This is a genomic window from Altererythrobacter sp. H2, assembly GCF_035319885.1.
Taxonomy (GTDB): domain Bacteria; phylum Pseudomonadota; class Alphaproteobacteria; order Sphingomonadales; family Sphingomonadaceae; genus 34-65-8.
This window is the reverse complement of sequence record NZ_CP141285.1, coordinates 2807960-2828403: the sequence shown is the minus strand read 5'-3', so window position 1 is coordinate 2828403 and position 20444 is coordinate 2807960. Positions and strand designations below refer to the sequence as shown.

General features: G+C 65.7%; 22 protein-coding genes. 12 read left to right on the top strand and 10 right to left on the bottom strand.

The window, feature by feature from the left end:
- The first annotated feature begins 19 nt into the window (after window positions 1-19).
- The 3 genes from U4960_RS14050 (at window position 20) to U4960_RS14040 (ending at window position 2375) form a co-directional block, all read left to right on the top strand.
- Complete coding sequence (locus U4960_RS14050) at window positions 20-802, top strand: SDR family NAD(P)-dependent oxidoreductase (RefSeq protein WP_324261253.1); 783 nt, start codon at window positions 20-22, stop codon at window positions 800-802.
- Window positions 803-981: 179 nt separating this feature from the next.
- A complete protein-coding gene (locus tag U4960_RS14045) occupies window positions 982-1854 on the top strand; it encodes a crotonase/enoyl-CoA hydratase family protein (RefSeq protein ID WP_324261252.1) in 873 nt (290 codons plus the stop codon).
- Between the two features lie 53 nt (window positions 1855-1907).
- Window positions 1908-2375: a MarR family winged helix-turn-helix transcriptional regulator gene (locus U4960_RS14040; protein ID WP_324261251.1), complete on the top strand. Its 468-nt coding sequence runs from the start codon at window positions 1908-1910 to the stop codon at window positions 2373-2375.
- A gap of 39 nt (window positions 2376-2414) precedes the next feature.
- On the opposite strand, the gene U4960_RS14035 is transcribed toward U4960_RS14040, so the two are convergent.
- From U4960_RS14035 to U4960_RS14005, 7 genes are all read right to left on the bottom strand, one after another.
- Window positions 2415-3431: a type II secretion system F family protein gene (locus U4960_RS14035; protein ID WP_324261250.1), complete on the bottom strand. Its 1017-nt coding sequence runs from the start codon at window positions 3429-3431 to the stop codon at window positions 2415-2417.
- Between the two features lie 16 nt (window positions 3432-3447).
- A complete protein-coding gene (locus U4960_RS14030; protein WP_324261249.1) occupies window positions 3448-4419 on the bottom strand; it encodes a type II secretion system F family protein in 972 nt (323 codons plus the stop codon).
- A 73-nt stretch (window positions 4420-4492) separates the two neighbouring features.
- Entirely contained in the window at window positions 4493-5776 is a 1284-nt protein-coding gene (locus U4960_RS14025; protein WP_324261248.1) for a pilus assembly protein CpaE, read from the bottom strand.
- Window positions 5777-5787: 11 nt separating this feature from the next.
- On the bottom strand, window positions 5788-6429 hold the full coding sequence (locus U4960_RS14020; RefSeq protein ID WP_324261247.1) for a CpaD family pilus assembly protein: 642 nt from the start codon (window positions 6427-6429) through the stop codon (window positions 5788-5790).
- Window positions 6430-6446: 17 nt separating this feature from the next.
- On the bottom strand, window positions 6447-8123 hold the full coding sequence (locus U4960_RS14015; protein ID WP_416379073.1) for a type II and III secretion system protein family protein: 1677 nt from the start codon (window positions 8121-8123) through the stop codon (window positions 6447-6449).
- A 10-nt stretch (window positions 8124-8133) separates the two neighbouring features.
- On the bottom strand, window positions 8134-9165 hold the full coding sequence (gene cpaB, locus U4960_RS14010; RefSeq protein WP_324261246.1) for a Flp pilus assembly protein CpaB: 1032 nt from the start codon (window positions 9163-9165) through the stop codon (window positions 8134-8136).
- Window positions 9166-9248: 83 nt separating this feature from the next.
- The gene (locus U4960_RS14005) at window positions 9249-9740 is read right to left on the bottom strand and encodes an A24 family peptidase (protein ID WP_324261245.1); all 492 of its coding nucleotides are present in this window, start codon (window positions 9738-9740) and stop codon (window positions 9249-9251) included.
- A 104-nt stretch (window positions 9741-9844) separates the two neighbouring features.
- Here U4960_RS14005 and U4960_RS14000 point away from each other — a divergent pair, with 104 nt between their 5' ends.
- From U4960_RS14000 to U4960_RS13990, 3 genes are all read left to right on the top strand, one after another.
- Entirely contained in the window at window positions 9845-10798 is a 954-nt protein-coding gene (locus tag U4960_RS14000; RefSeq protein ID WP_324261244.1) for an alpha/beta hydrolase, read from the top strand.
- Between the two features lie 5 nt (window positions 10799-10803).
- Window positions 10804-11898 carry an NAD(P)/FAD-dependent oxidoreductase gene (locus tag U4960_RS13995; RefSeq protein ID WP_324261243.1) on the top strand — a complete coding sequence of 365 codons (1095 nt, stop codon included), beginning with the start codon at window positions 10804-10806 and terminating at the stop codon, window positions 11896-11898.
- A 69-nt stretch (window positions 11899-11967) separates the two neighbouring features.
- The gene (locus U4960_RS13990) at window positions 11968-12144 is read left to right on the top strand and encodes a YegP family protein (protein ID WP_324263116.1); all 177 of its coding nucleotides are present in this window, start codon (window positions 11968-11970) and stop codon (window positions 12142-12144) included.
- Between the two features lie 26 nt (window positions 12145-12170).
- Here U4960_RS13990 and rnhA read toward each other — a convergent pair whose 3' ends face one another.
- From rnhA to ispH, 3 genes are read right to left on the bottom strand one after another with little or no spacing between them, the layout of a single operon-like run.
- The gene (rnhA, locus tag U4960_RS13985) at window positions 12171-12620 is read right to left on the bottom strand and encodes a ribonuclease HI (RefSeq protein WP_324261242.1); all 450 of its coding nucleotides are present in this window, start codon (window positions 12618-12620) and stop codon (window positions 12171-12173) included.
- Window positions 12617-13597 carry a homoserine kinase gene (gene thrB / locus U4960_RS13980; RefSeq protein ID WP_324261241.1) on the bottom strand — a complete coding sequence of 327 codons (981 nt, stop codon included), beginning with the start codon at window positions 13595-13597 and terminating at the stop codon, window positions 12617-12619. The genes rnhA and thrB overlap by 4 nt, the downstream gene beginning before the upstream one ends.
- A 7-nt stretch (window positions 13598-13604) precedes the next feature.
- Window positions 13605-14597 (bottom strand): 4-hydroxy-3-methylbut-2-enyl diphosphate reductase, encoded by a 993-nt coding sequence (gene ispH / locus U4960_RS13975; protein WP_324261240.1) that lies wholly within the window; start codon window positions 14595-14597, stop codon window positions 13605-13607.
- A gap of 72 nt (window positions 14598-14669) precedes the next feature.
- Between ispH and U4960_RS13970 the strand changes: the two genes are divergently transcribed.
- From U4960_RS13970 to scpB, 6 genes are all read left to right on the top strand, one after another.
- The gene (locus U4960_RS13970; protein ID WP_324261239.1) at window positions 14670-15320 is read left to right on the top strand and encodes a hypothetical protein; all 651 of its coding nucleotides are present in this window, start codon (window positions 14670-14672) and stop codon (window positions 15318-15320) included.
- A gap of 65 nt (window positions 15321-15385) precedes the next feature.
- On the top strand, window positions 15386-17143 hold the full coding sequence (gene argS, locus U4960_RS13965) for an arginine--tRNA ligase (protein ID WP_324261238.1): 1758 nt from the start codon (window positions 15386-15388) through the stop codon (window positions 17141-17143).
- A gap of 2 nt (window positions 17144-17145) precedes the next feature.
- A complete protein-coding gene (locus tag U4960_RS13960) occupies window positions 17146-17889 on the top strand; it encodes an SPOR domain-containing protein (RefSeq protein WP_324261237.1) in 744 nt (247 codons plus the stop codon).
- A 67-nt stretch (window positions 17890-17956) separates the two neighbouring features.
- Window positions 17957-18976 carry a beta-N-acetylhexosaminidase gene (gene nagZ / locus U4960_RS13955; RefSeq protein WP_324261236.1) on the top strand — a complete coding sequence of 340 codons (1020 nt, stop codon included), beginning with the start codon at window positions 17957-17959 and terminating at the stop codon, window positions 18974-18976.
- On the top strand, window positions 18973-19779 hold the full coding sequence (locus U4960_RS13950; protein ID WP_416379072.1) for a segregation and condensation protein A: 807 nt from the start codon (window positions 18973-18975) through the stop codon (window positions 19777-19779). Before nagZ ends, U4960_RS13950 begins: the two co-directional genes overlap by 4 nt.
- Window positions 19776-20375, top strand: a complete 600-nt coding sequence (scpB, locus tag U4960_RS13945; protein ID WP_324261235.1) for an SMC-Scp complex subunit ScpB — start codon at window positions 19776-19778, stop codon at window positions 20373-20375. The genes U4960_RS13950 and scpB overlap by 4 nt, the downstream gene beginning before the upstream one ends.
- The last annotated feature ends 69 nt before the right edge of the window (window positions 20376-20444 follow it).

Here is a 20444-nt window from a genome sequence, read left to right as displayed (position 1 = left end):
ATCCTGAAAGGACTACCCGATGAAGCTCGATAACACTGTTGCCGCGGTCGTCACCGGCGGCGCGTCCGGCCTTGGTGCCGCCACCGCCCGCGCGCTGGCCGCCAAGGGCGTGAAGGTCGCGATTTTCGACCTGCAGGAAGAAAAGGGCAAGGCCGTGGCCGAGGAAATCGGCGGCGTGTTCTGCGAAGTCAACGTGACCAGCGACGAAAGCGTGGCCGCCGGTTTCGCCAAGGCGCGCGAAGCCCACGGGCAGGAACGGATCCTGGTCAACTGCGCCGGCACAGGCGCAGCGATGAAGACCGCCAGCCGCAAGAAGGACGATGGCTCGATTGCGTTCTATCCGCCCGCCGCGTTTGACTGGCTGATCCAGATCAACCTGGTCGGCACGTTCCGCTGCATCGCCATGTCGGCTGCCGGGATGATGACGCTGGACCCGCAGGAAGACGGAGATCGCGGCGCGATCGTCAACACCGCCTCGGTTGCGGCGGAAGACGGCCAGATGGGCCAGGTCGCCTATTCTGCATCGAAGGCCGGTGTCGTCGGCATGACCCTGCCGATTGCGCGCGATCTTGCCAGCGAGGCGATCCGCATCAACACCATCCTGCCCGGCATCTTCGATACCCCGCTGCTGCAAGGCGCGCCGCAGAACGTGCGCGATGCGCTGGGTGCCTCAGTGCCGTTCCCCAAGCGCCTGGGCGAGCCGACCGAATACGCCAAGCTGGCGCTGGCGATGATCGAGAACGGCTATTTCAACGGCGAGGACGTGCGCCTCGACGGGGCCATCAGGATGGCCCCGCGCTGAGGTGCGCGAATTGATTTTCCTACCCGGTGCCAGTGCCGCTAGGATTGCTGAATGACGATCCGCCGGTTCCTTTCCGCAACGCCAGTTTGCGGATCGGGAGCGGCGGATTTTTTTGTGCCAGGACAGTGTAACATGTGGTCCATGTCTCGTTGCAGCATGGCCAACGGAGGGGAGCTTCCATGACCGACTTCACCCAGATCAGGCTCGACAAGGCCGACGGTATCGCCACGCTGACGCTCTACCGGCCAGAGAAGATGAACGCCTTCACCGGTACGATGATGAACGAGATCTGCGCCGCGCTGGACGATACCGACGCCGATGACAGCGTGCGCGCGGTGATCGTGACCGGGCATGGGGAGCGGGCGTTCTGCGCCGGGGCGGACCTGACCCCGGAAGGCGGCGGGCACGTGTTCTCCGATCCCAACCCGGTCAGCGACCTGTCGGACGAGCGGGTGCGCGATGGCGGCGGGCGGCTGACCCTGCGGCTGTTCAACTCGAAGAAGCCCCTGATCGGGGCCTGCAACGGGGTGGCCGTGGGCGTGGGCGCGACCATGCAGCTGCCGTTCGACATCCGGCTGGCCAGCGATAATGCCCGGTTCGGGTTCGTGTTCGCCCGGCGCGGGATCGTGCCGGAGGCGTGCTCAAGCTGGTTCCTGCCGCGCGCCGTGGGGCTCCAGACAGCACTCGAATGGTGCATGACGGGCCGCATCTTCGATGCTCAGGAGGCGCTTGACCGGGGGCTGGTGCGCTCGGTCCACCCGCAGGCCGAACTGATGGATGCCGCGCGCGCGATTGCGCGCGAGATTGCCGACAACACCTCGGCGGTGTCGGTCAGCATGACCCGGGCCATGCTGTGGCGGCTGGCCGCGACCGAGCACCCGATGATGGCGCACTGGATCGACAGCCGCTCGATCTACCGCCTCAGCCGCAGCGCCGACGCGAAGGAGGGCATCGCCAGCTTCCTCGAGAAGCGCGCGCCGGTCTATCCGGATACGGTCAGCGGCGACATGCCCGACTTCTACCCCTGGTGGGACGAGCCGGGGTACGCCTGACCGGACCGGGCCAGACCCCTTGCCAGCGCAACCGGTTGCCGTAGAAACGACCCATGACTGACTCACGCGAGGCCGTGCTGCGGCTGGCCGACTTCCTGCCCTACCAGCTGTCGATCGCGTCCAACGCGGTCAGCAACAGCATCGCAGAGGTCTATCGCGCCCGGTTCGGCCTTAAGATACCCGAATGGCGGGTGATGGCGGTTCTCGGTGATCGGGGTGCTCTGACTCAGCGTGAACTGACCGAGGCGACCGTGATGGACAAGGTCGCGGTCAACCGGGCGTGCAAGGCGCTGGAGGCGCGCGGTCTGCTGGCGCGGGAACCCAACGCGCGTGACGGTCGCTCGCACCACCTTGTGCTGACGGACGCGGGGGCTGCCATCTACGGCCGGATCATGCCGCTGGCGCTGGAGATGGAGCAGCGGCTGTTCGCCACGCTCGCTCCGGATGAACGGGCCACCTTCTCGCGCCTGCTGGCCGCTGTCCTGGCGGAAGCCGCAAAGCACGATCCCGCCGCCGGCTGACCGGAGGCGGGATCGGTTGTCGGCAGACTGGCCGGGTGATTACCCTGCCTTGGCCGGACCGTCGTCGGCGAAGGCGTCGGCAATCGAACAGGCCGCCGGGCCAAGGATGACGATGAACAGCACCGGCAGGATGAACAGGATCAGCGGCACGGTCATGATCGCGGGCAGACGGGCAGCCTTCTCTTCGGCGCGCATCATGCGCTCGTTGCGGAATTCGGCGGAGAGTACCCGGAGCGCCGAGGCCAGCGGCGTGCCGTAGCGCTCCGTCTGGATCATGGTGGTCACCACGCCGCGCACCGCATCGAGATCGACGCGGTAGGCGAGGTTGTCGAACGCCATCTTGCGTTCGGACAGGAACGACAGTTCGATTGCGGTGAGGGCGAATTCGTCGCCCAGTTCCGGATAGGCCCGGCCCAGTTCCTTCGCCACGCGGTTGAACGCAGCGTCGACGGTCAGACCGGCCTCGGCGCAGATCACCAGCAGGTCGAGCGCGTCGGGCAGGCCCTTGCGGATCGCGTCGACCCGCTTGTTCGACTTGTTCTTGAGGAACATTTCCGGGCCCTTGTAGCCCGCAAACAGCATGGCCCCCATGCCCGAGACCCGCTTCATCCCGCCCCAGTCCGGAAAATAGTCGATCACGTAGATAACCAGGAAGCCCAGCGCGCCGAGCACGATCGGCAGCACAATCCGGGCCGCGATAACGAAGACCGCCAGTTCACGGTTGCGGTAGCCGGCATGGGCCAGCTTCTGCTGGATGTCCTTGATCTGGCTTTGCTGGAGCACCTTCATGCTCTCCAGCGTGTCCTTCATCCGCTCAGTGCCTTCCGACTTGCGGACCAGGCTCTGGCGCTTGCGGGAGGTGCTCTTGACGATGCCCTGCTTCAGTTCCTCGCGCCGGTCAGTCAGCGCCTTGACGCGCTTGGCCATCGGGTCGCGCACGGTCACGGCGGCGTAGATCGCCATCATCACCGCAAGCGCGGCGACACCGGCCATGATCGTGCCGACCAGCACGACATCGAAGCCGAGAAGGGTAGGGCCGGATTGCTGGTTCAACATTGCGCGCGGTCCCTGCTCAGATCTCGAAACTGACCATCTTGGCCATGATGAAGGCCCCGATGCTCATCCACACCATGCCGCCGAGCCCGGCGACAATCAGGCGGTCGTCCACGAAAAAGCCGCCAACGTAGCTGGGGTTGATCCACCAGATCATGCCGAAGACGATGAAAGGCAGCGAGCCGACGATATAGGCCGAGGCTTTCGATTCCGAGCTCATCGCCCGGATCTTGAGCTTCATCTGCGCACGCTTGCGCAACACGTCGGCCAGGTTGGAGAGGGTTTCGGCCAGGTTGCCGCCCGTCTCGCGCTGAATGGCCAGCGTGATGCAGAAGAAGTTGAATTCAGGGATATTGAGGCGGTCGGCGGTTTCCTGGAGGGATTCCTCCATCGTCCGGCCGATCTTGATCCGCTCGACCACGCCCTTGAATTCGATCCCGACCGGGCCGGGCACTTCCTGGGCAACGACGGTCAGGGTCTCGGTCACGGGCAGGCCCGAGCGCAGGCCGCGCACCAGCAGTTCGATCGCGTCCGGGAACTTGGCGTTGAAGTCCCCCGTCCGCTTCTTGATGAAGTGATTGACCACCATGTGCGGCAAACCGCCACCGACGACCAGGCCAACGCCCAGCGCCAGGAGCGGCGCACCCGAGCGCAGGAAGATGAGCACGGCCACGCCCAGACCCACGCCGAGCGAGGCATAGGCATATTGCGACACGGTCCATTTCTTGCCGGTCCGGTCCAGCCGGATTGCGAGGGCCGCTATGCGCGATTCCGATCCGGCGATCCGGTGCATGGTCGGCTTGCGCGCGGCAATCGCTTTCTTGAGCTGCGATTCGACCTTGGCGTCGGTGCTTTCCGAATGGCGATAACGCAGCTGGCTGAGGCGGCGCTGGCTTTCCTTGGCCGGTGAAGGGCCGTTCAGCAGCGCGTAGCCGATCGCAAGCACTGCCATCAGTCCGCCTGCAAACAGCAGGAGCTGGAAAATGCTCATGCCCTTGTCCCGCCTTTCCTTGTCACGTCATCGGTTTGGCCGGTCGGCCCGCAAGGGGCCGTGGCCGGATTGCTCACTGTGCCGGCTGGGTGACAGCAGCCTTCTTGTCCTTCTTGGCCAGCAGCGACTTGAGGTCGAAACTGCCCAGGAGGGACTTCTTGGCCGCAGGAACCGCAGCGTCGGCCTGTTCCTCGCTCACACCCATGATCCGTTCGGCAAGCTGCCGGATGACCGAGCTGGCCTTGGATGAGCGGTTGGCTTCAAGGAATGTCTGGCCCAGCTTGGCGGCGTTGGATGCTGCCTTGAAATCGTAGGGGACAGTGAAGTCGATCGAGCGTTCGATCGAGGCTTCGAAATCGGCCTTGCTGATTTCACCAGCCCCGGTCTGCGCCTTGTTGACCACCACCATCGGCTGGGCGTGCGCCGCATTGGCTTTCAGCCACGACAGGATGCGGATCGTGTCACGCGCCGAGGCGAGTGTCATTTCGGCCGCCAGCACCACCACGTTTACGTCTGCGAACAGGTGGGGGAAGTTGACCAGCATATTGCGCGGCAGGTCAATCACCGTCATCTCGAACGCCTGGCGGAACTCTTCCTCCAGCTGCACGAATGCCGAACCGTCGGTCATCAGGGGCGCGTTGATCGGCGCTTCGGCCGAAAGGATGGCGAGGTTCTCGTTGGCGCGGATCATGGCGCGTTCGATGAACAGGCCGTCGATGCGGCTGGGATTGTCGATCGCGTCTGTCAGCCCGCGACCCGGCTCCAGATCGAGCGCCAGCGCACCCGTGCCAAAGTGGACGTCAAGATCAAGCAGCGCCGTCGGCAGCTTGTGATCGCTGCTGAAGGCCCAGGCAAGCGACGTTGCCAATGTCGACGCGCCGACCCCTCCGCGAGTGCCGATCACCGCCGAGGTGATGTGGCGGCGCGTGGTGGCACCATCGTTGGCGCGCGGCGCCATGAACACGGCCTGCGCCTGCGTCAGTGAATCCCGCAACTGCCCGGCCGAGAGCGGCTTGAGCAGATAGTCATGAATGCCCGAGCCGAGCAGGTCGCGGTAAAGGCGCACGTCGTTGACCTGGCCGATGGCGATCACCACGGTGCCGGGTTCGCAGACTTCCGCCAGGCCGTTGATGTCGCTGAGCGGATCGCCGCTTTCGGACAGGTCGACCATCAGGATATTCGGGCTCGCGGCAACGGAGAGTGACTGCACGGCATTGCGCAACCCGCCTTTGGCGCATTTTTCCGGTGCCCAGCCCATTTCGATCACGACCGGTCGCAGCACGTCCAGTGCGGCCTCGTCGCAGATGAAGGCGGCAAAGGGATCGCGGTTCCCGTTCGGTTTCCAAGGTGCGTTCATCGACTTTCCCCTTATTCGCCGGACGACGTCTGCTTGAGGCCGCCTTCGCCGGTCGGCTTCTGATCGCGGTAACTGCCAATCGCCTTGTTCGACGTGGCCACGACCGTTTCGCCGGAACCGGACTGGCCCTTGATCAGGTCTTCCGGATTGGCGACCATCGCGGCGAGGTTGCCGTTGATGGCGCATCCGTAGCCGGGCGAAGTCGCGTTGTTGTAATTCATGTCGGACTGGGCCGACCAGTCGGGACAGCCCGGCACATAGGCGGTCGAGCGGGTCAGCACGACGCGTGCCGTGCCCGGGTTGACGTAACCCGGGGTCACCGGAGCCCCTTCGCTCACCAGGATGCCGTGGCGGGCCGCCATCTGCGCGATCGCATCACGGGTTGCGCCGCTCATGGTCGGGTCGTCGATCGAAACCCGGTCGCCGTAGCGCAGGTCCATTGCCTCGAACCAGCCGGCCAGCCTTCGCTGCTCGGGGATTGCAAGGCCGTTGCCGCTGGTGCGGACATCGAGAGTGTAGTTGGTCCGCTCGACCACCGGTTGCTTGGTGGAATTGAGGCTGCGGTTCGTCGGCATTCCGCCACACGCCGAGAGCGACAGCCCGAGCGAGACGGCGATTGCGGTTGCCAGTTTGCGATTGAGTGCCTTGGGCATCGTGATCACCTTTCTCGTTAGAGGCTGAAGCCGGGGGCGACAGCGACGTCCTTGCCCTCGCTGCCCTTGTTCTTCGGTTTCCGGTCGGCGGAACGCTTCGGCTCGGCAGACTGTGCGCCGGGCAGCACCGCTGCCGGATCAATCCGGGAGACGGCGGGGGGCGTGCCATCACGGTCCTGCGCGGACGGCATCGGCCGGCTTTCGCCGCTCTTGCCGGCATTGTCGCGGAAGCCGAGCAGGCTTTCGAGCTCGCTGGCGGCGTGGAAACCGTCAGTCGGCAGCTTGATGTCGCCGTCGCTGACCGGATTGACCAGATAGGGGGTCACCACGATCACCAGCTCGGTTTCGCCCTTCCGGAACGAGCGCGAGCGGAACAGGTTGCCCAGGATCGGCACGTCGCCCGCGCCGGGTGCCTTGTCGATCGTGCTCTGCGCGTTGCTGCTCATCAGGCCGGCAATCATGAAGCTCTGGCCGGAGCCCAGCTCCACGGTGGTTTCCGCCCGGCGGATGGTCAGGGCCGGGATCTGGAAGCCGTTCAGGGTAACCGCACCCTGACTCGACAATTCGGAGACTTCCGGGCGCACGCGGATCGAGATCCGTCCGTTCGAAAGCACCACCGGCGTGTAGGCCAGGCTGACCCCGAACTTGCGATACTCGATAGCCGTGGTGCCGAGGCCCTGGCTGATCGGGATCGGGAATTCGCCGCCGGCCAGGAATTCGGCCGTTTCGCCCGAAAGGGCCGTCAGGTTGGGCTGCGACAGAGTGGTAACCAGGCCGTTCTGCTCGCCCAGGTCCAGCGCGCCGAGCAGGTCGAGGCCGAGGAACTTGGTGGCTAGACCCAGGGTGGTTCCGCCAACGATCGGATTGACCGACGTGCCGGGCACTTCGACAAACTGGCCGGGGTTGTTGATGTCCGGAACCAGGACACGCACCTGGTTGCCTACGCCAGTGGCGGTGCCGGGGCGAAACGTCGAAGAGAAGCCGGTGCGGCCCTGGCCGACCCCGAACTGAATTCCGCTGCTGCCGTCAATCGTGGTCAGATTGGTGCCGATCTCGCGAACCAGCGAGCGGCTGACTTCAGCGAAGCGCACCTGCAGGTTGACCTGCAGCGGGGTCGCCATCTTCAGGCGGCTGATCACGTTCGTCTCTTCACCGACGAAGGCCTGGACCAGGCGCTCGGCTTCAGCCGCATCTTCCGGTGCGGCGATGATGCCGGTCAGCAGCACTGTGTTGGTGCCCATGGTCGAGACCGCGATCTTCGCTTCGGGCATGGCCAGCGCCAGCATCTGGTCGACGCTGCCGATGTTGTTGCCCACGCGGACATTGGCTGACCAGACAATGTCGCCGGCAGCGTTGCTCGCATAGACGGTCGTCTCGCCGCCGGTCTTGCCGAAGACATAGAGCTGGCGGGACGATTTCACCTGCACGTCGGCAATGCCGTCGTTGGCGATGAAGACGTCGGCCATGTTGCCGGGCACGCTGATCAGCTCGCCGCGCCCGATCGAAAGCACAATCGTCTGGGCCGGTTTGACAACCGCCTGGGCAAAGGCCGCGCCGGTGCCGACCGAGGCCAGCGGGGCCAGGGCGAGGCTGGCAAGCAGCGCGGTGGTGGTCAGGCGATATTTCATGCTCTTGCCCTTCGATTGGCCGTTACGGGCCGGTTCGGTGCGGAAGCTGTTGGTGTGGTTGCTCATGGTTCCCCCCTCAGCGTCCGCCGCCGGTCTTGCCGATGGCTTCTTCAGTGGTAATCTTGCCGCGGGTAACCCGCACGGTCGGGCCCTTGGGCACGGTCGGCTGGGCCGCTGGTGCGCCGGACACGGCCATTTCCGGTGCCGGAGCCGATCCGGTCTGGCGCTGCGGCGGCATCGACGTGCGCTGGAAGCGCGATACGTCGCCGCCGGTCACGAAGCTGGCACCCTTGTCGATCGGGCGGGCCATGGCCTGGCGCAGCAGCTTCTCTTCCTGTTCAGGCGTGGCATTGTCGGGGATCTTCACGTCGCCCGATGCGATGGCCCGCTCCAGCTCGCTCTGGTTGTCGGAGATCGAGCGCAGCGACAGGCTGAGCGTTCCGATGGTCTGCGCGACTGCGACCTTCTCCGCGATCTTCGGGGTCACTTCGAGCGTCACGGTGCGGAATGCACGGACCACGGTGCGGCCCTGTTCGTCCGAGGTGCTTTCGGTCGACTGGTCGGTTGCGAGGACCCGCAAGTTGCGCAGGATGGTTTCGGAAGCCTTGAGCCCTTCGCTGCCGCCATCGCCCTTGACCGTCTGAGTCAGCACGAGGTCGACCCGGTCACCCGGGAAGACGAACCCGGCAACGCCGGTCTTGGCCGACACAGGCACCGTGACGGCGCGCATCCCGGGGCCGAGCGCTGCGGCCAGGAAGCCGCGGTCGCCAGGGGCCACCAGCGAGCCCTGGGTTACCGGCTCGCCTGCAGTAATGGGAAAGCGGACAACGGTGCCGATCAGCTTGCTGATGTCGGATTCGCCGTCGATGAAATAGGCATCCTGCACCAGCTCTTCCGGCCATTGCTGGAAACCGATCGCATCGGCGGTGATGATCGTGCCGACTGGCAGGGCACGGTTCGACACCAGCACCTTGGGCCCCACCGGCTTCTGCGGCACTGCCTCGGCCTGCGGGGTCGCTGCCCCGGCAAACATGCTCCGCGCGATGAGCGCCGTACCGATCGCGATGACCAGTGCCCCCAGCAGCAGAACCAGCTTTTTCCTGTCCATGGCTATTCAAGCCCCCTGTTCAGCCCGGCAGTTGCGGGCAGGTGTAGTTTGTGTCGTTAATCCGTGACTGGTTAAAATCGGGTTCACCCCGTTCCGAGACTGGCGCCCGCCAGCGGCAGGTAGTGCGTGCCCAGTACCCACAGGCCGGCCGCGGAAATGGCCACGCCGTAAGGCACGGCCAGCTTGTCGCGCCGCCGTTTCATCACGTGGCGCACGCCCAGCACCACGGTGAGCACACCGCCCGCCAGCGCCATCACGATCAGAAGCTTGAGGAACCAGGTCGGCTCGATCCACAGCGCGAGAGCGGTGAGCAGCTTGACGTCGCCGCCACCCATCATGCGCAGGGCGAACAGGACGGCCAGCACCACGAAAGCCGCCACCGCCACGCCGAACTGCATGGCCACGTCCGGCCAGAGCGCATAGCCTGACGACCACCAGAACAGCGGCGCGCCCAGCACGATCGCGCCGTTCAGCCAGTTGTCGATCTGACGCCGCCTGAGATCGGTGACTGCGGCAACAACCAGTGCGATTGCCAAGCCGCAGAGCAGCCCGTAGTGGAGATAACCGTCCAGCATGATGCCCCCAAAGGTCCCCTTAGGAGGCTGGTGCTACAGGCGATGGCTTACCAAAAAGTAACCACCCCGTTGAGGCCAGCGTTAGGCAAGCAGGCAAAGCCCGGATGAACCATACCCCGATTGATCGCCGTGCCATCCCCGCGCACGCCATCGAAAGCCGCTGGCAGGCAAGCGACGGCTGGCCGATCCGCCGGATCGACTGGCCGGTGCCTGAGGCTCCGCGCGGCTCCATCCTGTTCCTCCCAGGGCGGGGCGACTGCTACGAGAAATACCTGGAAACGCTGGAACAATGGCACCGCGCCGGCTGGGCGGTGTCCGCATCCGACTGGCGCGGTCAGGCGGGTTCGGGTCGCCTCGGCAACGATCCGGTGACCGGGCATGTCAGCGACTTTGCCGATTGGGTGAACGATCTGGCTCTGTTGTGGTCGCAATGGAAGGAGACGCGGCCCGGGCCGCACGTGCTGGCCGGGCACTCGATGGGCGGGCATCTGGTGCTGCGCGCTCTGACGGAAGGCCGGGTCGATCCTGCTGCCGTGGTGCTGTCCGCGCCGATGCTCGGATTTTTTGGCACGGTCCTGCCCTTGCCGGTGATGCATGGCGCGGCCCGCCTGATGAAGAGGCTGGGCGATGCGGCCCGGCCAGCGTGGAAATGGAGCGAGAAGCCGGGGCAGGTGCCAGCCTCGCGCATCACTCTGCTGACCCACGACCCTGTCCGCTATGCCGACGAGCTGTGGTGGCGCGACGCGCGGCCCGAACTGGTGATGGGGCCGGGCAGCTGGGGCTGGGTCGAACGAGCCTACGCTTCGACGCGCGTCCTTAACCGGCCGGGCGTGCTGGAGCGCGTGCAAACCCCGGTGCTGCTGCTGGGAGCAGAAAATGACCGGCTGGTCGACATGAGGGCGATCGAGCGAGCCGCTGCCCGTCTGCCACAGGGCGAACTGGTGCGGTTCGGGGCCGGATCGCGGCACGAAATCCTGCGCGAGGCTGATCCGGTGCGGGATCGGGCGATGGCGGCAATCGACGCGTTTCTCGACCATGCGGTTGCGGCCAGCGGATAGAGCTGATGAGCACGTATGATATTGCAGTGGTCGGGGCGGGGATCGCCGGGGCCAGTCTGGCTGCCGAACTTGCGCCCCATGCACGGGTGCTGGTTCTGGAGGCGGAAGACCGGCCGGGCTACCATTCGACCGGGCGCTCCGCCGCCTTCTGGGAAGAGTGCTACGGCGGGCCCGAAATCGTGCCGCTCACCCTGGCCTCCGGCCCTTATCTGCGCCGCGGCGGCTTTCTGGCTGAACGGGGCGCGCTCTATATCGGGCGTGACGGCGACACGGCCGAGCTTGACGGGTTCATGGACCGGTTCGGGCCAACGGGCGTGACGATCGAGCGGGTCGATCGCGCCGGGCTGGCAGCAAGGCTTCCCGGCGTCCGGCCAGACTGGACCGGTGCCATCTGGGAGCCTGCCTGCGCCGATATCGACGTGGCGGGCCTGCACGCGCACTATCTTAAGGCGATGGTGGCGCACGGGGCAGAGCTGGTTGTGCGGGCACAAGTCGCCGCACTTTCACGCGAGGGAGATCTCTGGCGGATAGAGACCGGGCGGGGCGAACAGTTCCTGGCCCGGACAGTGGTCAACGCCGCGGGAGCGTGGGCCGATCAACTGGCGGAGATTGCCGGAGCGCGCGCGCTCGGCATCCAGCCCTTGCGGCGGACAGTGGTGCAACTGCGGGTGGACCCCGCGCCCTCGGCTGATCTTCCGCTGGTGCTCGACATTGCCGGCTCGTTCTACTTCAAGCCGGAAAGTGGCCGGCTATGGCTCAGCCCGCACGACGAAGAGCCTTCGCCGCCCTGCGATGCCGCGCCCGAGGAACTCGCCGTGGCCGAAGCGATCGACCGCCTGCAACACGTGGTTGACTGGCGGATCGAGGCTGTCGAACACAAGTGGGCCGGGCTGCGCAGCTTCGCACCGGACCGTTGCCCGGTCTATGGCTTCGACCCCGAGGTGGAAGGGTTCTTCTGGTTTGCGGGGCAGGGCGGCTATGGCATCCAGACCTCGCCCGCAGCAGCCCGGCTGGCGCGGCAGTTGCTGCTCGGCCACCCACGCGATGCCATGACCGAAGGGCTCGACCCCCGACTCTACGATCCCGCCCGCTTCGGCTGAGAAAGGCTGGCAATTCTGGCCAACGCGGGTAGGGTGCTCCCTCCACTGATGGAACGGGAGGTTGCTGAAATGGCTCACAAGTTTGAGATCTACAAGGACAAGGCAGGCGAGTTCCGCGTGCGCTTCAAATACAATTCGGAAACGATGTTTTCCACTGAAGGGTATTCGAGCAAGGCATCCGCTCAGAACGCCATCGATTCGATGAAAAAGAACGGCCCCGGCGCGCCGGTCGAAGACAACAGCTAGTTGCCGATACGCGCGGAGCGGGGTGCCTAGCGTCCCCGGCTCCGCGCCTGCCGGTCAGCCTCGTCGCTTGCGAGGACATCGACACGTTCGTTCTCGACGTGGCCATTGTGGCCCTTGACCCATTGCCAGTCGACCTTGTGTCGGGCTGCAGCCGCAATCAGGTCGTGCCACAGATCGGCATTCTTGACCGGCTGTTTGCTGGCATTGACCCAGCCGCGCTTCTTCCAGCCGTCGATCCACTTGGTCATGCCGTCAATCACGTAGCGGCTGTCGGTGTGCACGGTCACCACACACGGTTCGATCAGGGCGTTGAGTCCTTTGATCACCGCACTCATTTCCATCCGGTTGTTGGTGGTGAGTACCTCGCCGCCGACCAGTTCCTTCTCATGACGCCCCATCCGGAGCAACGCGGCCCAGCCTCCGGGGCCGGGATTGCCCTTGCAGGCACCGTCGGTGAAGAGATCGACCTTCTTCATCGGGATGAGGCCCGGGCTGGCGGAGCAAACGCGGCCGCGCCCGAGCTACGATAGAAATCGAGGCGGCGCATGAAGTCCATCGGATCCTTGCGCGTCACCAATGCTTCCGGCGGCGTATCGAGCCAGTCCTGCGCGCGGCTGGAAATAAACCTGAGGCAGGCACCCTGTGCCAACAGTGGCATGGCCTCCCGCTCGGCCGGTTCCAGCGGACGGACGCTTTCGTAGCCTTCAAGCAGCGCCTGCCCCACGTCCGCGCGATGCCGCGCGCCACCGGCGGTAAAGCTCCACGCTGCGTGGGTGACAGCCAGATCGTAGGCCATCATGTCGGTGCAGGCGAAGTAGAAGTCGATCAGGCCCGACACCTTGCTGCCGAGCATCAGCACGTTGTCCGGGAAGAGATCGGAATGGATCACCGAGCGCGGCAATTCACCGGGCCAGCGTGAGGCGACCTCTGCCGCGACGCCGATCGCGCGCGGCAGGTCATGGTCGATCCCTGCCAGAGCAACGGCGCCGCACCCTGCCAGGACGTGTGCCGACATGTCGGGGCCAAGCACGTTCTCGCGCCCGTCCGCCATGTCGGTCGAGGCAAGATGCATCCGGGCGAGGACTGCCCCGACGCTGCGGGCCTGATCGGCGGTGGGCCGGTCCACCGAGACACCGGGCAGGAATTCTATCAGTGCCACGGCCTTGCCGCCCAGCATCCGGAAGGCCGCTCCGCCACGATCATGGATGGTCCGGGGGACCGGGCAGCCTCTGGCGGCGAGATGATCGAGCAGGCCGAGAAAAAACGGCAAGTCGGCCAGGTCGATCCGACGCTCGTACATAGTCAGGATGAACCGGCCCTGCGTGGTTTCCAGCAGCCAGTTGGAATTGGACACACCTTCGGCAATGCCCTTGGCCGAGAGCAGTTCACCGACATCGTAGGCGGCGATCAGCTCTGCGAGGTCTTCCGCGCCGAGGTGGGTGTAAACAGCCACAAGCCGCTTAGTCGGTCAGCTGGCGCGGCAGCTTGAAGACCATCTTCTCCTCGGCAGTCACCAGGGTATGTTCTTCGACGTCGCGCCATTCGGTGAGCCGGTCGATCACTTCGCGGACCAGCGTTTCGGGCGCCGATGCACCGGCAGTGAGGCCAAGAGTATGCACGCCTTCGAGCCATTCGCGATCAATCTCGCTGGCGCGCTGGATCAGACGGCCCGGGGTCCCGCAGCGCTCAGCCACTTCAACCAGGCGCAGCGAGTTGGACGAATTGGGCGCGCCGATTACCAGCACCAGGTCGCTGTCCGGCGCAATGGCCTTCACCGCTGCCTGGCGGTTGGAGGTGGCGTAGCAGATGTCCTCTGCCTTGGGGCCAACGATGTGCGGATACTTTGCCTGCAAGGCGGCAATGATATCGGCGGTGTCATCGACCGACAGGGTGGTCTGGGTGAGGAACGACAGCGGCGCGTCTGCGGCAAAATCGAGCCTGGCGACATCGTCCACGGTTTCGACCAGAGTCATCCATCCTTCGGGAACCTGGCCCATGGTGCCGATGACTTCGGGATGGCCTTCATGCCCCACGAACACGATGTGCAGGTCTTTCTCGATGTGCCGCTCGGCCTGTCGGTGGACCTTGCTGACCAGCGGACAGGTGGCATCGAGGTAGGCAAGGCCGCGCCGCTGCGCCTCGGCAGGGACAGACTTGGGCACGCCGTGCGCGCTGAACACCACCGGCGCGCCATCGGGCACCTCGTCCAGCTCCTCGACGAAGATGGCGCCCTTCGCTTTCAGCCCGTCAACCACGAAGCGGTTGTGGACAATCTCGTGCCGGACATAGACCGGTGCGCCATAGCGTTCGAGCGACCGCTCGACGATCTCGATCGCGCGGTCCACTCCGGCGCAGAACCCGCGAGGCGCGGCGACCAGCACGGTCAGGGGCAAGCGGACTCCGCTCTGGTCAGCGGCAGGCTTCTGGGCGGCGACAGGCAAGGGCGCGTTCATAAACCCGCCTCTAGCGCTTTGCTGCATGGCCCGCTAGGGCGTGCGAACGATGAATTCGAGGAACGGTACCGCATGACATTGACCCGCAAGCTGCTTTGGGCCTCGGCCTGTGCTATCGCTCTGGCAGGCTGCGCGCGCGATGGTGAGCTGGTGATCGACGAGGGTGTCGGCATCACCGCTGTCCGCAGCGTCTGCCCGGCAGTCGGGGTGCCGGACTACACCGGCGATGTAACCCTGTTCCGCACGCCGGGTGACCGCACCGCTGCGAATATCGATGCCGTCGCTGCGATCACCAACGTTCGCAGCACCTGCAACGATTCGGGTGCGCGGGTCTATTCGGAAGCCAGTTTCGATGTCCTGGTGCGCCGGACCGACACGCGCGGTGCGCGGCGGATCGAGCTGCCCTTTTTCGCCACGGTTCTGCGCGGCGGGGCAGCCGTCCAGACCAAGCGGATCGGGACGGTTGCGGTCGACTTTGCCGACGGACAGGAACGGGCCAGCGCCTCCGCCAAGGCCGGTGCTTTCGTCGATCGCAACGAAGCGACCCTGCCTGCCGACATCCGCGAACAGATCACCCGCAGGCGCAAGGCGGGCGATCCCGATGCGGCGCTCGATCCGCTGGCCGATCCTCAGGTGCGCGCCGCACTCAACCGTGCGACCTTCGAACTCCTGGTCGGCTTCCAGCTGACCGAGCAGCAGCTCGCCTACAACGCTACGCGCTGATCGGGTCCGGGCGGGCAGGCCTGCCCGCATCTTGCGCTTTTGCGCAGGTCGGCTAACCGCGCGGCATGTCCGAACCGAAAACGCTTCATGCCGCTTTTGCGGCCAAAGTTTCCGCCGCGCTCGATGCCCTGGAAGGCGAGGGTGTCATTCCTGCCGGAACGCCCCGACAGGCAGTGGCGGTCGAGCCGCCGCGCGATCCCGACCACGGTGATCTGTCCACCAACGCCGCGATGGTCCTGGCCAAGCCCGCCGGCACGAACCCGCGGGCGCTGGCGGAAAAGCTCGCGGCCCAGCTGGCGCATGACGATGATATCGTCAGCGCGGAAATTGCCGGGCCGGGTTTCATCAACCTTCGGCTGGCAGACAGCGTCTGGACCAGTGAACTGCGGGCCATCGCGGATCTGGGGCCTGATTACGGCCGCTCCACCATGGGCACAGGGCGGACGGTGAACATCGAATACGTCTCGGCCAATCCGACCGGACCGATGCATATGGGCCACTGCCGCGGCGCGGTAGTCGGCGATGCGCTGGCCAGCCTGCTCGAATTCGCCGGGCACAGCGTCATTCGCGAATACTACGTCAACGATGCCGGCGGTCAGGTCGACGTTCTCGCCCGCTCGGTGCACCTGCGTTACTGTGAAGCGCTGGGCCGGGCCGTCGGAGAGATCCCCGAAGGGCTGTATCCGGGTGACTATCTGGTTCCGGTCGGACAGATACTGGCTGAGGAGTTCGGTTCGCGTTATGCCGATACGCCGGAAGCCGAATGGCTGGCGCTGTTCCGCACCCGCGCGGTCGAGGCCATGCTGGCGATGATCAGGGATGATCTGGCCAAGCTGGGCATCGTGCACGACCTGTTCTCGTCCGAGGCCGAACTGCAAGCCGCTGGCAAGCCGGAGGAGGCGGAAGCCTGGCTGCGCGCGCAGGACCTGGTCTACGATGGCGAACTCGAAGCGCCCAAGGGCAAGACGCCCGAAGACTGGGAGCCGGTTGAACTGCCGCTGTTTCGCGCCACCCGCTTCGGGGATGACCAGGACCGCCCGATCCGCAAGGGCGATGGCAGCTGGACCTATTTCGGGGCCGATCTGGCATACCACTTCCAGAAAGCGCAGACGGCCGACGAACTGGTCGACATCTGGGGTGCCGACCATGCCGGCACGGTCAAGCGGATCAAGGCGGCCGTGGCGGCGCTGACCGGCGGGCAAGGCCCGAATTCGACTGGGCCCAAGCCGTTCGAGGTCAAGCTGGTCCAGATGGTCCAGCTTCTGAAGGGCGGCCAGCCATTCAAGATGAGCAAGCGCTCCGGGAACTTCGTGACGCTTGCCGATGTGGTCGAGATGGTCGGCAAGGATGTGGTCCGCTTCACCATGCTGACCCGCAAGCCGGAGGCCCAGATGGACTTCGATTTCGACAAGGTGGTCGAAGCGTCGAAAGACAATCCTGTCTTCTATGTCCAGTATGCCCACGCTCGCATCCGCTCGTCGCTGCGCAAGGGTGCGGCAGAGGGCTTCATGCCCGATGGTGCCGGGCTCGACCTGCTGGGCGAGGCGGATCGCGGGCTGGTGCGGCAGGCGGCGCAGTTTCCGCGGCTGGTGGAGGCGGCCGCCCAAGCGCGCGAACCGCACCGGGTGGCCTTCTATCTCTATGATCTGGCAGCCGCCTTCCACGCATTCTGGAACATGGGCAACGATGACCCGGAAAAGCGGTTCATCGTGGCACAGAATCCGCAATTGACCGGGGCAAGGCTTTTCCTCGCCGCCCAGATCGGGCAGGTTATCCGCAATGGTCTCGCCCTTCTCGGGGTCGAGGCGGTCGAGGAGATGTGAGCATGATCGGGCTGGGGGACAACGGGCGCGAGCGCGACGGCGACGAGCCGCTGGGCGAAGAAGAGTGGGACGAGATCGACGAGGGAACCGAGGAGTTCTCGCTGGCCGCCGATGACGAACCGCTCCCCTGGCTTGAGTCCGGCGATTACGAGGATGAGGAGCAAGGCTCCGGTCTGGGGCGCCTGCTGGCGACCTTCGCGATCGGTCTCGCGGTTATTGGTGCGGTCCTCTACGGCCTGTGGTGGTGGAGCAACCGGCCTGATCCGGACCTGGTTGCTGACGGCAGCACCATTGCCGCGCCCGCAGGGCCGATGAAGGAACGCCCCGAGGATCCCGGCGGCAAGACCTTTGAAGGCACGGGCGATGTGGCTCCGGGCGTCGGCGAAGGCGAGACCCGTGAGGGTCGGCTTGCAACCGATAACGCGGCCAGCCCGACTGCTCCGGCAGCCACCGCTGCACCGCGCCCGAGCATCAATGCTGCCGGTTCGCAGACGCCTGAGCCAGCGGCCGGCGGTGTCGGGGTGCAGGTTGGCGCCTATTCGAGCCGCGCCTCCGCCGAAGCGGGCTGGACTGCGATCAACCGCCAGACCGATGTTTTGCAAGGCGTGCGATACCGCATCATGGAAGGACAGATCGAATCGGGCACGGTCTATCGCCTGCAAGCGGTGCCGGGCGACCTTGCAGCCGCCAACGCACTTTGCGCCAGGCTGAAAGCCCAGGCGATTCCCTGCCAGGTCAAGAACTGACCCTTGTGCACATGGCGGCGGCCCGCAACGCTTGCAGGCCGCCGCCCTTCCTGCGAACCTGCTTTTCATGACGCCTGCAATCTTCGGCCTGTCGGGCCCCGTCCTGCTGGATGACGAGCGCGCCTTCTTTCGCGAAGCGGACCCCGCCGGGTACATCCTGTTCGGTCGCAATTGCCAGGACCCGGAGCAGCTGCGCGCGCTGACGGATACCCTGCGCGAGATCCACGGGCGTGAGCGGCTGTTTATCTGCATCGACCAGGAAGGGGGGCGGGTCGCCCGTCTGCGCCCGCCGCACTGGTCCGCCTTTCCTTCCGGCGCTGCGTTTGATGCGCTCTATGACGTTGCACCAGCCAGCGCCATCGAAGCGGCGCGGGTCAATGCCCAGGCGATCGGAATCGAACTCGCCCAAGCGGGTATTACGGTCGATTGCCATCCGCCGCTCGATGTGCGCCAGCCGGGCGCACATGATGTGATCGGTGACCGTGCCCTTGGCTCCGAACCGATGCGCGTCGCCGCGCTCGGGCGCGCCATCCTCGACGGGTTGGCGCGGGCCGGTGTTGCGGGATGCATCAAGCATATGCCGGGCCACGGCCGCACCACCACCGATACCCACAAGGCCCTGCCTACGGTTACGGCGAGCGAGGCGGAGCTGGAGATGGACCTTGCTCCGTTTCGCACCCTCAACACCGCCCCCATCGGCATGACGGGGCATCTGCTGTTCACTGCCTGGGACAGGGAAAATCCGGCGACCCTGTCACCCCGGATCGTCGAGACCGTCATCCGGGGCAGTATCGGGTTCGATGGCCTGCTGCTGACGGATGATATCGACATGGAGGCCCTCGACGGCTCGGTGGCCGAGCGGGCCGAGAGGGCGATTGCCGCAGGCTGCGATCTGGTGCTCAACTGCTGGGCGAAGATGGACGACATGGCCGCCATGACCGCGCGTCTGCCCAGGCTGAGCGAGGTTGGCCATGCCCGCCTCGAACGTGCCCTGGTCGGCACCAGTCTCGCTGGCGATCCTGCCCGCAAGCCGGAACTGCTGGCTAAACGGGACGAGCTGCTGTCTCTGGTCGGAACTCTGGCATGAACAGCGCAGGCCTGATGCTGCTCGGCGGAACGGCAGGTCAGGCAGACGACTGGGCGGGGCCTGCCTCCGCTCCGGGCGACGACGAGGCACTCTATCTCGAACTTGACGGCTGGGAAGGTCCGCTAGACCTGTTGCTCGATCTGGCCCGTCGGCAGAAAGTCGACTTGCGGCAAATTTCGATCCTGGCGCTGGTAGACCAATACCTCGGCTACATCGATCGGGCCGGGGAACTGCGGCTTGAACTTGCGGCAGACTATCTGGTGATGGCGGCATGGCTGGCCTACCTCAAGTCGGCGCTGCTGCTTCCGCGCGAAGAGCAGGAAGACCCGAGCCCGGAAGAACTCGCTCTGCGGCTGCAACTTCGCCTGCAACGGCTTGGCGCCATGCGGGATGCTGCCGCCCGGTTGATGGCGCGTGACCGGATCGGGCGGGACGTGTTCCTGCGCGGCGCTCCGGAAGGGTTGCGGATCGACCGCAAGCTGCAATGGACCTGCGACTGGTTCAGCCTGGTGCAGGCTTACGGGCAGGTCAAGGCGCGCACCGCGCCAGCGATCCATATGGTCCGCAACCGGCCGGTGATGACGCTTGAAAGCGCGCTCGACCGGGTTTCCGCCATGCTCGGCTTAACGCTTGACTGGATGCGGCTGGAGGAATTCCTCCCTCCCCACGCCGAGCCGCGCCTGCGCCGGTCCGCGCTTGCATCGAGTTTTGTTGCCGCGCTTGAACTGGCCCGGACGGGCAAGGCCGAACTGGGGCAGGACGAAGCTTTCGGGCCGCTGCGCCTGCGCCGGATCCCGGTATGAGCGAGCGACCTGGCGAGCTCGAGCGAGCGGTGGAAGCAACGCTCTTCGCGTCTGAGCAGCCAATGACCGTTGCCGCGCTGGCGGTTCATCTGGGCGACGCTGATGCAGCTGACGTCCGCGCCGCGCTGGAAAGCCTGGCGGCCCATTATGCCGAACGCGGTGTCCGGCTGGTCGAGCGCGGCGGGCGGTGGCATTTCGAAACCGCACCGGATTGCGCGCACTTGCTCCGCCGGGAGCGTGAGCAGGTCCGGCGGCTGTCCAGGGCGGCCACCGAAGTGCTGGCGATCGTGGCCTACCATGAGCCGGTAAGCCGGGCGGAAATCGAATCGATCCGCGGCGTGCAGACCTCGGGCGGCACGCTTGATGTGCTGATGGAGGCGGGCTGGGTCAGGGTTGCCGGACGGCGGGAAGTGCCGGGCCGCCCGGTGATCTATGCGACCACGTCCGAATTCCTCGATCACTTCGGGCTTGAATCGCGGCGCGACCTGCCGGGAATTGATGACTTGCGGGCCGCCGGTTTGCTCGATCCGGTGGAGGACGTTTACGAGGCAATGGTGCAAAACGATACGCCCGGAGCTCAAGCCCAAGAAGATTGACTTCGCCGCTGGCGCTGCTGCCGGGCAACGCCTATATTGGCGGCAACACGCTTCCCGCAAAGGTCACTG